12 protein-coding genes are annotated in these 13,370 nt (G+C 73.3%); 7 read left to right on the forward strand and 5 right to left on the reverse strand.

Annotated elements, in window-relative coordinates; all coding sequences use genetic code 11:
* Nucleotides 1–131 precede the first annotated feature (131 nt).
* The 7 genes from LVO85_RS07545 (at nucleotide 132) to ribA (ending at nucleotide 9,102) form a co-directional block, all read left to right on the forward strand.
* Nucleotides 132–2,747: an Rne/Rng family ribonuclease gene (locus tag LVO85_RS07545; protein ID WP_232746785.1), complete on the forward strand. Its 2,616-nt coding sequence runs from the start codon at nucleotides 132–134 to the stop codon at nucleotides 2,745–2,747.
* Nucleotides 2,748–2,914: 167 nt separating this feature from the next.
* Nucleotides 2,915–3,223: a 50S ribosomal protein L21 gene (gene rplU / locus LVO85_RS07550; protein WP_232746860.1), complete on the forward strand. Its 309-nt coding sequence runs from the start codon at nucleotides 2,915–2,917 to the stop codon at nucleotides 3,221–3,223.
* 48 nt (nucleotides 3,224–3,271) lie between these two features.
* Nucleotides 3,272–3,535, forward strand: coding sequence for a 50S ribosomal protein L27 (rpmA, locus tag LVO85_RS07555; RefSeq protein ID WP_232746786.1), 264 nt, complete (start codon nucleotides 3,272–3,274; stop codon nucleotides 3,533–3,535).
* 99 nt (nucleotides 3,536–3,634) lie between these two features.
* Complete coding sequence (gene obgE, locus LVO85_RS07560) at nucleotides 3,635–5,140, forward strand: GTPase ObgE (RefSeq protein WP_232746787.1); 1,506 nt, start codon at nucleotides 3,635–3,637, stop codon at nucleotides 5,138–5,140.
* 41 nt (nucleotides 5,141–5,181) lie between these two features.
* Nucleotides 5,182–6,318 carry a glutamate 5-kinase gene (gene proB, locus LVO85_RS07565; protein ID WP_408637677.1) on the forward strand — a complete coding sequence of 379 codons (1,137 nt, stop codon included), beginning with the start codon at nucleotides 5,182–5,184 and terminating at the stop codon, nucleotides 6,316–6,318.
* A 55-nt stretch (nucleotides 6,319–6,373) separates the two neighbouring features.
* The gene (locus tag LVO85_RS07570; protein WP_232746789.1) at nucleotides 6,374–7,669 is read left to right on the forward strand and encodes a glutamate-5-semialdehyde dehydrogenase; all 1,296 of its coding nucleotides are present in this window, start codon (nucleotides 6,374–6,376) and stop codon (nucleotides 7,667–7,669) included.
* A 20-nt stretch (nucleotides 7,670–7,689) separates the two neighbouring features.
* Entirely contained in the window at nucleotides 7,690–9,102 is a 1,413-nt protein-coding gene (gene ribA, locus LVO85_RS07575; RefSeq protein ID WP_232746790.1) for a GTP cyclohydrolase II RibA, read from the forward strand.
* A 38-nt stretch (nucleotides 9,103–9,140) separates the two neighbouring features.
* Here the strand turns inward: ribA and LVO85_RS07580 are convergent, their stop codons facing one another.
* From LVO85_RS07580 to LVO85_RS07600, 5 genes are read right to left on the reverse strand one after another with little or no spacing between them, the layout of a single operon-like run.
* Nucleotides 9,141–10,040, reverse strand: coding sequence for a lysylphosphatidylglycerol synthase transmembrane domain-containing protein (locus LVO85_RS07580; protein WP_232746791.1), 900 nt, complete (start codon nucleotides 10,038–10,040; stop codon nucleotides 9,141–9,143).
* The gene (locus LVO85_RS07585; protein WP_232746792.1) at nucleotides 10,037–10,906 is read right to left on the reverse strand and encodes a hypothetical protein; all 870 of its coding nucleotides are present in this window, start codon (nucleotides 10,904–10,906) and stop codon (nucleotides 10,037–10,039) included. The genes LVO85_RS07580 and LVO85_RS07585 overlap by 4 nt, the downstream gene beginning before the upstream one ends.
* Nucleotides 10,903–11,946 carry a glycosyltransferase family 4 protein gene (locus LVO85_RS07590; protein ID WP_232746793.1) on the reverse strand — a complete coding sequence of 348 codons (1,044 nt, stop codon included), beginning with the start codon at nucleotides 11,944–11,946 and terminating at the stop codon, nucleotides 10,903–10,905. The genes LVO85_RS07585 and LVO85_RS07590 overlap by 4 nt, the downstream gene beginning before the upstream one ends.
* Complete coding sequence (locus LVO85_RS07595) at nucleotides 11,933–12,337, reverse strand: 6-pyruvoyl trahydropterin synthase family protein (protein ID WP_232746794.1); 405 nt, start codon at nucleotides 12,335–12,337, stop codon at nucleotides 11,933–11,935. Before LVO85_RS07595 ends, LVO85_RS07590 begins: the two co-directional genes overlap by 14 nt.
* A gap of 11 nt (nucleotides 12,338–12,348) precedes the next feature.
* On the reverse strand, nucleotides 12,349–13,359 hold the full coding sequence (locus LVO85_RS07600) for an MDR/zinc-dependent alcohol dehydrogenase-like family protein (RefSeq protein ID WP_232746795.1): 1,011 nt from the start codon (nucleotides 13,357–13,359) through the stop codon (nucleotides 12,349–12,351).
* Nucleotides 13,360–13,370 lie beyond the last annotated feature (11 nt).

Genomic DNA, 13,370 nt, shown 5'->3' on the forward strand with positions numbered 1-13,370 from the left:
GAGCCCGGAGATGCAGCGGACTGACTTCCGTCCGGCCCGCCTGGGTCCGACGACGCACCCGCGCCAGGCAGAGGGTGGGCCATACGGCCCGGTGTGGGCCCTCTCGCCCGGCATGGAAGGACGACACGTCCATGACGGACAACTCCACCCCCGAGACCCCGGCAGCAACCCACCCGGACGCACCGCCGTCCCTCTTCTCGGCCCCCGAGCCGGCAGATCCGCAGCCGCTCTCCCCCACCCCGGCCGCGGCCCCGGCCCCAGCCTCCGGAGGCTCGCCCTTCGGGCTGGTCTTCCAGGCGCCCGACCTCTCCGAGGTCCCGGCACGGCCGCGCCGCCGGCGCGACGAGTCCGATCAGGCTGCGGGGGAGAAGGACGACGAGCAGCCCACGGAGGAGCAGGCGCCCAGGGCCCGTCAGGGCGAGGAGCCCAGGACGAAGAAGAAGGGCGAGGACACGGCCGCGAAGGGGGACTCGAAAAGCAGTGCCTCGCCCCAGGGTGGACAGCCCACCGACGAGGGTGAGTCCGACGGCACCGACCAGGACGGCGACGACGACGCCGGCGACGGGCAGGGCTCGCGCGGGCGCCGCCGCCGGCGCGGGGGCAAGGGCCGGCGCAGCAGGGGCGGCACCGAGGACACGAACGAGCAGGACGAGGACAAGCCGGGCGCCGGGGACGGGAGCCGAGGCGACGGCGACAAGGACTCCGCCCGGGGACAGCGTGGCGGGTCCGACGACGGCCAGCAGGACGGGTCTGCCTCCGGCTCCGACGACGACTCCGACGAGGGGGAGTCGGGCAGCCGACGACGTCGTCGCCGCCGCCGCGGGGAGGGCACCGAGCGTGCCGCCCGTGACGAGGTGTCGGGGGTGAAGGGGTCGACCCGGCTGGAGGCCAAGCGCCAGCGCCGCCGGGAGGGACGCGAGGCGGGTCGCCGCCGCACGGTCATCTCCGAGGCCGAGTTCCTGGCTCGCCGCGAGAGCGTCGAGCGGGTGATGGTCGTCCGCGGGCTGCAGGACCGCACCCAGATCGGTGTCCTCGAGGACGGCGTGCTCGTGGAGCACTACGTCTCGCGGGAGACCCAGGCGACGATGGTCGGCAACGTCTACCTCGGTCGCGTGCAGAACGTGCTGCCCAGCATGGAGGCAGCGTTCGTCGACGTGGGCAAGGGCCGCAACGCGGTCCTCTACGCCGGTGAGGTGAACTGGGACGTCGCCGGTCTGGAGGTCAACCAGGCCAAGCGCATCGAGAACGCCCTCTCCTCCGGGGACTCCGTGCTGGTGCAGGTGACCAAGGACCCGATCGGTCACAAGGGAGCCCGGCTGACCTCCCAGATCTCGCTGCCGGGGCGCTACCTGGTCTACGTGCCCGGCAACACGATGACGGGCATCTCCCGCAAGCTGCCCGACACGGAGCGGGCACGCCTGAAGAAGATCCTCAAGGAGGTCGTGCCGGAGGGTGTCGGGGTCATCGTGCGCACGGCGGCCGAGGGTGCCAGCGAGGCCGAGCTCCGCGCCGACGTGGAGCGGCTCACGGCCGTCTGGGAGCGCATCCAGGCCAAGTCGGCCGCCAAGGGCGCCAGCGCCCCGGTGCTGCTGCACGGTGAGCCCGACATGACGGTGCGGGTCATCCGGGACGTGTTCAACGAGGACTTCTCCCGTCTGGTGGTCTCCGGTGAGCGTGCCTGGACCGAGGTGAGCGACTACATCGAGAGTGTGGCGCCCGACCTGGCCGACCGGGTCGAGAAGTGGACCGGCCAGCAGGACGTCTTCACGCACTACCGGGTCACCGAGGCGCTCGCCAAGGCCATGGACCGCAAGGTGTGGCTGCCCTCCGGCGGGTCGCTGGTCATCGACCGCACCGAGGCGATGACGGTGGTCGACGTCAACACGGGCAAGTTCGTCGGCTCCGGTGGCAACCTCGAGGAGACCGTCACGAAGAACAACATCGAGGCGGCCGAGGAGATCGTCCGCCAGCTCCGCCTGCGTGACATCGGCGGCATCATCGTCATCGACTTCATCGACATGGTGCTGGAGAGCAACCGTGACCTCGTGGTGCGGCGCCTGCTCGAGTGCCTGGGCCGCGACCGCACCAAGCACCAGGTGGCCGAGGTCACCTCACTGGGGCTCGTGCAGATGACCCGCAAGAGGGTGGGCTCCGGGCTCATCGAGGTCTTCTCCGAGCCCTGTGCCCACTGCAGCGGACGCGGCCTGGTCGTGCACACCGAGCCGGTCGAGCGGTCCTCCGGGGACGCGGGCAACGGCAACGGTGGCAGTGGCAAGGGACGCTCGCGCAAGGGCCGTGGTGCGGGCTCCGGTGAGGTCACCGGCCAGGGTGCGCCGAACGTGCTGCCGCCGCCCAACCCGAACGGCCCGACGCCGGCTCAGATCGCTGCGGCGGCCCATGCTGCGGCGCTCAACGCCGGGTCCAGCGACGAGACCGCCAACGCCCAGGCCAAGGCGGTCGTGCAGGAGATGTCCGAGGACGACGCGACGACGAGGACGCCGTCTCCGGTCTCTGAGGCGGCCGCGGACACTCCCGGGGCCGCCGCGCCTCGGGACGGCGCGGAGGCCGGGTCCTCGGATGCCCCGGAGGCTGGCGAGCCGGCGGAGACCACCGGGCCCGCGCCGGCCGTGGTCCCGGAGCCGGTGGAGCCGGCACCGGCGGCCCGCCCGCGGCGTCGGCGTGGCCGCGTCGTGGCACCGGCAGGCCCGCCCGGAGCCACGGAGACCACGGAGGTGTCGGCCAGCTGAGCCGGGTTTGGCCGCCGGCCCACCAGGGCTGTAGGCTTACTCGTCGGTGCGCGCCCAGGATCTTGCCCTCCGGGCAGCGGGTCCGGCCCGTCCGGGACGAGAGTCCCACCCGAGCACCACGAAAGGGACGTCGTCCCTCCATCAGACTGCAGGAAGTGAGTAGCAACGTGTACGCGATCGTTCGTGCTGGCGGCCGCCAGGAGAAGGTCTCCGTCGGCGACGTCCTCATCATCGACAAGGTGAGCGCCCAGGCCGGCGAGTCCGTCGAGCTCGCTCCGCTGCTCCTCGTCGACGGCTCCTCGGTCACCTCCGACGCGGACTCGCTGGCCAAGGCCAGCGTCACCGCCGAGGTCGTCCAGGCCACCAAGGGTCCGAAGATCATCATCCAGAAGTACAAGAACAAGACCGGCTACAAGAAGCGTCAGGGCCACCGCCAGCCGCTGACGCAGGTCAAGATCACCGCGATCAACGCCTGAGCGCCGCTCACAACCCCTCCATCACTGAGCAGAAGGTAGGCATCAGCCATGGCACACAAGAAGGGTGCGTCCTCGACCCGCAACGGTCGCGACTCGAACGCACAGCGTCTGGGCGTCAAGCGCTTCGGTGGTCAGGTCGTCGGCGCGGGGGAGATCCTCGTGCGCCAGCGCGGCACCCACTTCCACCCCGGTGACGGCGTCGGCCGTGGCGGCGACGACACGCTGTTCGCCCTGGTCGACGGCACCGTCCAGTTCGGCTCCAAGCGGGGCCGCAAGACCGTGAACGTGCTGACCGAGGACGTCTCCGTCTGACGCGGACACGCCGCACACGCAGCCAACAGCCGGACGCCGGTGGGAGCGAGGAGCTCTCCACCGGCGTCCTGCTGTATCCGTCCCTTGAGAGGATGAACCATGACCACGTTCGTCGACCGTGTCGTCCTGCACCTGCGAGCGGGCAACGGCGGGCACGGCGTTGCCTCCGTGCACCGTGAGAAGTTCAAGCCGCTCGGGGGGCCCGACGGAGGCAACGGGGGTCGGGGCGGCAACATCGTGCTGCGCGTCGACAGCCAGATGACGACGCTGCTGGACTACCACCGCGGCCCGCACCGCAGTGCTCCCAACGGCCAGCCGGGTGGGGGCAGCGAGAAGCATGGCGCCAACGGCGAGGACCTCGTGCTGGCGGTGCCCGAGGGCACGGTGGTGTCCAACCGCCACGGGGAGGTGCTGGCCGACCTGGTGGGGGACGGGGCCGAGTATGTCGCCGCCCAGGGCGGGCGCGGTGGCCTCGGCAACAAGGCGCTGGCCTCACCGCGCCGCAAGGCCCCGGGGTTCGCCCTGCTCGGTGAGCCGGGCGAGGAGCGCGACGTCGTCCTCGAGCTCAAGACCCTGGCGGACGTGGCGCTGATCGGCTTCCCGTCCGCGGGCAAGTCCTCCCTGGTCTCCGTGCTCAGCGCGGCCAAGCCCAAGATCGCCGACTACCCGTTCACCACCCTCGTGCCCAACCTGGGGGTGGTCACCGCCGGTGGCGAGCGGTTCACCGTGGCCGACGTCCCGGGCCTCATCCCCGGGGCGTCCGAGGGCAAAGGGCTGGGCCTGCAGTTCCTGCGCCACGTCGAGCGCTGCCACCTGCTGGTCCATGTCATCGACTGCGCCACGCTGGAGCCCGGGCGCGACCCGCTGACCGACCTCGACGTGATCGAGCACGAGCTCGCCGAGTACGTCCCCGATGCCTCTCTCGGCGGCATCCCCCTGGCCGACCGCGTGCGCATCGTCGTGCTCAACAAGGCCGACGTGCCCGAGGCCAGGGAGCTGGCCGAGATGGTCCGGCCCGACCTGGAGGCCCGCGGCCTGGAGGTGCACATCGTCTCTGCCGTCGCGCACCAGGGGCTCAAGGAGCTCACCTACGCGCTGTCGGGCCACGTCGTCCGTGCCCGCGCGGCGGCCCCGCCGGCCGAGCCCACACGCGTGGTGCTGCGACCCAAGGCCGTGGACGACAGCGGCTTCACGGTCCGCCGCGAGAACACCTCCGACGGAGAGCTCTTCCGCGTCATCGGCGAGCGGCCCACGCGGTGGGTGCGCCAGACCGACTTCAGCAACGACGAGGCGGTCGGCTACCTCGCCGACCGGCTCAACCGTCTCGGGGTCGAGGACGAGCTGCTCAAGGCCGGTGCCGTCGCCGGCTCCACCGTGCTCGTCGGGCCCGAGGACGACGCGGTCGTCTTCGACTGGGAGCCCACCCTGTCCTCAGGGGCCGAGCTGCTCGGTCAGCGCGGCCAGGACCTGCGCCTGCAGGAGCGTGACCGGCCGACCCGCAGCGAGAAGCGCGAGTCCTTCTACGCCAAGATGGATGCCGCCCAGGCGGCGCGCGAGGAGCTCGCGGCCGACCGCCAGGCGGGACGCTGGGTCGACGAGGAGTAGACGGACCTTGCATGCATGATTATGTGCGGTGATGGATTAGTATGCTGTGCGTGTCCGATCTCCGCTCCGCTGTGCGCGACGCGCACCGCATCGTCGTCAAGGTGGGGTCCTCGTCCATCACCGCACCTCAGGGCGGGATCGACCGTTACCGCGTCCAGGCGCTCTCCACCGCCATCGCCAAGCGGTGGCAGGGGGAGACCCAGGTGGTGCTGGTCTCCTCGGGTGCCATCGCGGCAGGGATGACGCCCCTGGGGCTCAGCCGCCGGCCCAAGGACCTCGCGACCCAGCAGGCCGCCGCCAGTGCCGGCCAGGGGAGCCTCATGGCGGCCTACACGCAGGCCTTCTCCCCGCACGGACTGACTGTGGGGCAGGTGCTGCTCACCGCTGACGACATGCACCGCCGCAGCCACTACGTGAACGCCTCACGGACGCTGGAGCGGCTGCTCGAGCTCGAGGTGGTGCCGGTCATCAACGAGAACGACACGGTGGCCACCGACGAGATCCGCTTCGGCGACAACGACAGGCTGGCCGCGCTGGTGGCCCACCTCGTCGACGCGGACGCACTCATCCTGCTCTCCGACGTGGACGCCCTCTACGACGGCAACCCGCGGGTGGCGGGCACCGCGCGCATCCCCCTCGTGACGAGCACCGAGCAGCTGGTCGGTGTCGACGTCTCCAGCGGGAGCTCACACGTGGGCACCGGTGGCATGGTGACCAAGCTGGCGGCTGCCACGATGGCCGTCGAGGAGGGCATCACGGTCGTGCTGACGTCGGCGGCCCAGGCCCACGAGGCTCTCCAGGGTGACGACGTGGGCACCCTCTTCTCGCCCACGGGGTCCAAGAAGTCGGCTCGGCGACGGTGGCTGGCGCACGCCAGCAACGTGACGGGCCGGCTGGTTCTCGACGCGGGGGCCGTCGAGGCCGTCGTGCAGCGGCAGACGTCCCTGCTCCCCGTCGGGGTGACCCGCATCGAGGGCCGGTTCGCCGCGGGGGACACGGTCGACCTGTGTGCGCCGGACGGCCACGTCGTCGCCCGGGGGCTCGTCGGCTACAACTCCACCGAGCTGGCCCCCCTGGTGGGTCGCCGGCTCGACACGACGTCGAGCACGCGCTCCCGACCTCCGGCCGGGCGTGCACCGCGTACCGTCGTGCGTCGTGACGACCTCGTCGTCCTGTGACCCGTCGTCCTCCGACCCCGGCACCGTCCCGCATCCCCGAGGAGCCCCCGCCATCATGAGCCCGGTCCAGACCACCGAGATCGACCCCGCCGTCGTCGCCGGCGTCCATGAGGTCGCCCGTCGTGCGCGGGTCGCTGCCCGCGCCCTGGCGCTGCTGACCCGTGCCGAGAAGGACGCGGCGCTCCTGGCGATGGCCGACGCGGTCGACGCCGCCACCGAACGGGTGGTGTCCGCCAACCAGGAGGACGTGCAGCGCGGTCGGGAGAGCGGCATGCCCGCCAACCTCCAGGACCGTCTGACCTTCGACGCGCCCCGGGTGCACGCCGTGGCCGACGCGCTGCGCCAGGTCGCCGGTCTGCCCGACCCCGTCGGCGAGGTCGTGCGGGGGTCCACGCTGGCCAACGGGCTACAGCTCCGGCAGGTCCGGGTGCCCATGGGGGTGGTCGGCATGATCTACGAGGCGCGGCCCAACGTCACCGTCGACGCCGCGGGTCTGGGGCTGAAGTCCGGCAACGCCGTCATCCTGCGGGGCGGCTCGGCAGCCGGGTCGACCAACGCCGCCCTGGTGGCCGTGCTGCGCGAGGCGCTCTCCGGCTGCGGCCTGCCCGCCGACGCCGTCAACCTGCTCAGCGAGGGCGGCCGCGACGCCGGTCGGGCTCTGATGACGGCGCGCGGCCTCGTCGACCTGGTCATCCCGCGCGGGGGTGCCGACCTGATCCGGACCGTGGTCATGGAGTCCACCGTGCCGGTCATCGAGACAGGCACCGGCAACTGTCACGTCTACGTCGACGCAGGGGCGGACCCGGACATGGCGGTCGACCTCGTCCTCAACTCCAAGACCCACCGCACGTCGGTGTGCAACGCCGCCGAGTCTCTGCTGGTGCACGCCGGCATCGCCGAGCAGGTGCTGCCGGAGATCATGCGGCGCTTCGCCGAGGCAGGGGTGACCGTCCACGGGGACCACGCCATGGGGCGCTACGCACAGGAGGCCGGCACGCCATACGTCCCGGTCACCGCGGAGGACGACGACACCGAGTTCCTCAGCCTGGACATCAGCGCCCGGGTGGTGCCCGACCTCGACGCCGCGTTGGCTCATGTGCAGGAGCACACCTCGGGCCACACCGAGGCGATCGTCACCGGTGACCGCGCTGCCGCACGCCGCTGGGTCGCCGAGGTGGACGCTGCGGCGGTGCTGGTGAACGCCTCCACCCGGTTCACCGACGGGGGCGAGTTCGGCTTCGGCGCCGAGATCGGGATCTCCACCCAGAAGCTGCACGCACGAGGACCCATGGCGCTGCCGGAGCTGACCACGACCAAGTGGGTCGTGGAGGGTGAGGGGCAGACGCGCTGAAGCCCGCTTACAGTTGGGCCATGGCAGTCGATCGGACACCGTCGCACACAACGGCGCAGGTGGAGCGGGTGGTGGAGACCACGCTGCCGACCAGGCACGGGGTCTTCCGGCTGCTCGGCTACCTCGGGCCCTCCGGCCAGGAGAGCGTGGCGCTGGTCATGGGTGACGACGATGACGACGACCCGCAGGCACCCGTGCCCCTGGTGCGGCTGCACTCCGAGTGCCTGACCGGTGACGCGCTGGGCTCGCGCCGCTGCGACTGCGGTGAGCAGCTCGACGCCGCCCTCGGCATCGTGGCGGGACACGGCCGGGGAGCGGTCCTCTACCTCCGGGGCCACGAGGGGCGGGGGATCGGCCTGCTGGAGAAGCTCAAGGCCTACGCGCTGCAGGACCAGGGGCTGGACACGGTGGACGCCAACACCGAGCTGGGGCATCCACCTGACGCGCGCGACTACGGTCCCGCTGCTGCCATGCTGCACGACCTCGGGCTGGACAGCATCGTGCTGCTCTCGTCCAACCCCGCCAAGGAGCGTGCCGTCGAGGCACACGGCATCACGGTGCAGGAACGCCGCAGCCTCATCGTCCCTGACCGCGTCGAGAACGCGATGTACCTCGCGACCAAGCGGCTGCGCATGTCGCACGACCACCCCCAGGGTGACCTCGTGTGGGAGCAGCTGCTGGAGGGCATCGTCCCTGACGTCGTGACCGACCCGGCCGACCAGGTCCTCGTCGAGCGGTACGGCCCGGTCGTGTCGGCGGGCCCCGACCTGGTGCTGGCGCAGCTCGCGCAGAGTCTCGACGGGTTCATCGCCTCCCGCAGCGGCCACGCGGAGTACGTCTCCGGGGAGCAGGACCGTGAGCACCTGCACCGGCTGCGCGGCCTCGTGGACGCCGTGGTCGTCGGCGGAGCCACCGTGTGTGCCGACGACTGCCGGCTGACCGTGCGTGCCGTGCCGGGGCAGGACCCCGTCCGCGTCGTCCTCGACCCTCGGGGCCGCGTGCCCACGACGGCGCACGTCCTCGCCGACGGCGCCGCCCCGACCTTCTGGGTGCTCGCCGCCGGCACGCCGGCGCCGACAGGCCTGGGGGAGCACGTGGAGGTCGTGCGTATGCCGTTGCGCGAGGGCGGGTTCGACCCGGCGGAGGTCCTGCGGCTGCTGCGGAGGAGGGGTCTGCGCCGGGTGCTGGTCGAGGGTGGGGGGCGGACCGTGTCGGCCTTCCTGGACGCCGGGGTGCTGGACCGGCTCTACGTCACGACCGCGCCGATGCTCATCGGCGACGGTGTGCCGGGAATCCGTTTCGACGGGGCCGAGCGGCTCTCCGGGGCGCTGCGACCGACCGTGCGGCGCTTCCTGCTGGGGGACGACGTGTGCACCGAGCTCTGGCTGACCGACGTGGGCCACGACAGCGCTGCCCGGGCGCATCCGGCCTGACAGCTGAACCGGGCCGGACAAGCGGCGCCCTGGGGTGTCTAGGCGTCGGCGGCGACGCCCTCACGCGGCGCGCTCAGCCGGCGCGACCGGACCACGGCCAGCAGCACCAGCGCCCCTCCCGGCAGCGAGCCGACCATGGCCAGCACGCCGTAGGTCGCCGCAGCGGTGACGCCGTCGACCATGGGCAGGCCCCAGAGCATGGCCGCGACGGCCGTGGCGCTCTCGCGGGGTCCCCACCCACCGACGTTGACCGGGATGGCCATGGCCGCCAGGCACACGGCGCCCAGAGGGAGGGCGTCGCCGATGCTCAGACCGGGCACGCTGGTGGTGCCGGCGTAGACGAAGAGGGCCATGAGCGAGCCCCACATCGCCAGCGAGGCCAGCAGCGCCCGCGCGAGCTCCCCGGGTCGCACGCGGCGTAGGCCCGGCCACAGGGCGGCCAGCAGCGCGGCGCTGCCCACGAAGGCCAGCGCCGTCACGACCGGGGTGCGGCCACCGACGGCCAGGGCGACAGCAGCACCGAGCACGGTGACGAGGGTGCCCAGCAGCCTCTCGAGAGCCACCACGGTGACCCCGGTGCGCAGCCGGGCGCCCTCCTCTGTCGGGTGCCGCAGGGCCCGGACGGCGTCACCCGCGACGCCACCGGGCAGCACCAGGTTGAGGAAGGTCGCCTCGTAGGTCAGCGAGACCGCCTCGCGGACCCGCGGGCGAGCCGCATACCCGTGGGCGATCCGTCGCCACCGGTCCGCCTGTGCGCCCACCGCCACCAGTCCCAGCAGCAGGGCGACGACGACCGCCGGGCCGTCCACGGCCCGCGCCGCACGCATGAACGGCTCGGCGCCGAAGGCAGCGACCAGGAGCGCCACGAGCAGCACCGAGACCAGCACCTGGACGACCGTCCACCCGCGATGCCGCGCGGGGCGTGCCGGCTCGCTCACGACGGGCTCCCAGGCACGGCCAGGCCGTCCACGTGGTCCACGACAGCGCTCAGCGCGTGGTCGTCGAGCTGCCCGGAGCGGTCTCGCCACCAGCCCTCGATCCGTCGGGTGCTCTCGGGGTCGCCGCCGACGACCTCCAGGGCGGCGTCGACGCGCTCGGCGAGCCAGCGGCGCAGCAGCGCCTCGTGGCCGGGCCCCAGCTCCCAGGGGGTCGCCGCCTCGGTGACCCGCCAGCCGGCGGCTGCAAAGGCCTGCGCGGCCACCTGCCACCCGTCCGGGCCGGCGAGGGGCTCTGCCATGGCCTCGAGGCGACGACGCTGGTGCGCGTTGAAGGCGCGGACCAGCGTCGCGTCGTCGCGGTGCTCGGGCGTGACGAGGAAGGACCCGGTGACGGTGAGGGAGAACAGCGCGGCCTCCGCTCCTGCCACGACGTCGGCCACGCACCGGACGACCTGGCCCGGTGTGAGCAGGTCCAGCAGGGCCGAACAGGTCACCACCCTAGGACGCGCCCGGTCGGCCAGCACCCGGGGCAGGTCGTCCACGCCGCCGACCACCCGTTCGGTGGCGCGCAGGGCCTCGTGCGCGGGCAGGTCGGCTGCGGTGAGCAGGTCGCTGTCGTGGTCGACCAGGACCCACCGCTGGGCGTCGGCCCCGGCCCGGGCCAGCCGCGGCACCAGCCAGGCGGGGTTGGCCCCGGTGCCTGCGCCCAGGTCGACGAGGCTCAGCTCGCCGCTCGTGCCCACCTGCCGTGCCAGGTCGCGGACGAGGGGGAGTGCCGCCTCGCGCGCCGCCGTGTCGGCTGACCGTCGGGCGGCCAGCCAGTCCCCGGCGATCCTGCGGGCCCCGCCGGTCGGCGTCGTGCTCATCGGTGCTCCTGGCTCAGGTGCGTGTGCACCGTGTGGGCGGTGTCGGCCCACGTGGGCAGCTGTCGACCGCGGCTACGTGCCCGGGTGCTCCAGTGGCGGCGCAGCGCGGTGTCTTCGAGCCAACGGCGCAGGGTGGCCGCCCATTCCTGCGGCAGCTGCGGGTCCAGGGCCGCCCCGGCGGGGTCGTCGCCGTCCGTCCCCACCAGGGTCTGCGCGGCCGCCGTGCCCGCGGAGACGAAGGCCGGTATGCCGTGGGACAGGGCCTCGGCCACGACCATCGCGTAGGTCTCGCTCGTCGAGGGCAGGAGCAGCAGGTCGGCAGCGTCCCAGGCGCGCTCCATCAACGTGCCGGTCGCCGGCCCGTCCATCCGCACCCGCCCGGCGAGGTGGCCCGCCTCGATCCCGGCGCGCAGGCTCGGACCGGTGCCCCGGTCCGGTCCGGTGCCCACCCAGTGGGCGGTCCAGGAGAGGTCCTGCACCGCGGTGAGGGCCTGCAGGAGCAGCACGTGGTTCTTGCGCACGGTGTAGGCCGCCGGGGTGAACAGCCGGGGCGGCTCGCTGCCTCGGGACGGCGGGGACGGGTCGGTGCCGGGCTCGGCGACCAGGAGGGGCAGGTCACCGTAGCGCCGGCGCACGTCCCTCTCGGCCCATCCGCTGGTGACGACCACACCCGTGGCGGCGTGCAGGGCGGCGCCCTCGGAGCGGGCCAGCCGGGGCGCCTCGGCTGACGCTGCGTCGGCCGGCAGCGGCAGGTGGACCAGCAGCCAGACGGCGGCGTGCGCCGAGACCCGGGCGACGGCCTCCGGCGCGGCACACCCGATGATGCCGTCCACGAGGAGCGGGCGGTCCCCGGCGTGTGCGTGCAGCACCTGTTCGAGCTGGGCGAGGTCGGCGGCATCCGGGTGCGGCCAGGCCCCGGCCACCGGCACCGGCTCGGTGCCCCACTCCCGGGCCAGGCGGGTGTTGTAGACCGTGCCGCCGCTGGGGCCCGGCAGGTCGGCGGGGGACAGGACCAGGGGCGGGCGGTCAGTCGGGGGCATCGGCGACGGCCACCTCGTAGGTCGCCCAGGCGTCGGGGTGCTCACGCAAGGTGACCTGGACGCGCTCGATGCCGTGCGCGGGGTCGCTGCTGCGCATCCGCTCCACCACGCGCAGCGCCACGTGACGTGCCAGCACCTCGGTCGTGGTCAGCTGCCCCACCATGTCGGGGTGCTCGTCGAGGTTGCGGTAGCTCAGCGCGCCCAGCACGGCGTCGAGATGGCCCTGGGCGGCGCCGATGTCGAGGACGACCCCGTGCTCGTCGAGCTCGGGACGGCTGAACGTGGTCTCGGCGACGTAGGTGGCTCCGTGCAGGCCCTGCGCGGGTCCGAAGAAGGGGTCGGGGAGGCTGTGGGCGATCATCATGTGGCCACGGACGGTGAGGCTGAACACAGAGGTCTCCTTCAGGTGTAGTCGACGACGGTGCAGAGCCCGGCGGGCCCCGGCCGTGCCAGCCGGTCGAGGGTCTGAGGCAGCTCCTCGAAGGAGCAGGAGCCGGTGAGGAAGACGTCGTACACGGGGTCGGCGAGCTCGGCGAGCGCGAGGGCCAGGCGGTCCTGGGTGCTGCGCCGGGCCCGGCGCGAGGGGGAGACCGCGCCCACCTGGCTGGCCCGGATCGTCAGGCGGCGGGCATGGAAGGCGCCGCCCAGCGGCACCCGCGGCGCCGTGGCCCCGAACCACGAGACCTCGACCAGCGTGCCCTCGAAGCCCAGGGCGTCCAGCCCGGTCGCCAGACCTGCCTCGGTGGCCGAACAGTGCACGACCAGGTCCAGGTCGCCAGGAATGTCCTCGGGACGGACCAGGGGGACGCCCAGGGCCCCTGCCAGCTCGGCACGACCGGGGTCCGGGTCGACCAGGACCAGCTCGCTCAGGGGATGGTCGCGCAGCAGGGCCGCCACGGACGCGCCCACCATGCCCGCCCCGACGACCGCGACCCGGTCGGCCCAGCGCGGGGCGGCGTCCCACACGGTGTTGACCGCGGTCTCCACCGTGCCGGCGAGCACGGCCCGGGCCGAGGGGACGTCATCGGGCACCGGGACCAGCGCCGAGACGGGCACGACATAGCGGTCCTGGTGCGGGTGCAGACAGAAGACCCGGCGGCCCACCCACGAGGGGGCGCCCTCCTCGACGACGCCGACCGAGAGGTAGCCGTACTTCACCGGGCCCGGGAGGTCGCCCTCCTGGAAGGGAGCCCGCATCGCCGCGGCGACCTCGGGAGGCACCTCGCCGCGATGGACCAGGGTCTCGCTGCCGCGGCTCACCCCGCTGTGCAGCGTGCGCACGCTCGCCTCGCCCGGCCCCGGGGCGGGGAGGTCGGCGGTGCGGATCTCGCCCGCGCCGGGCGCGACGGTCCAGTAGGCACGGCAGGTGCGGGCCTGGTCAGGGGCCTCCGGGGCGTCGTCGGGGGATGGCATCACCCACCAGC

It is taken from the genome of Ornithinimicrobium sediminis (assembly GCF_021272345.1).
Lineage (GTDB): Bacteria > Actinomycetota > Actinomycetes > Actinomycetales > Dermatophilaceae > Ornithinicoccus > Ornithinicoccus sediminis_B.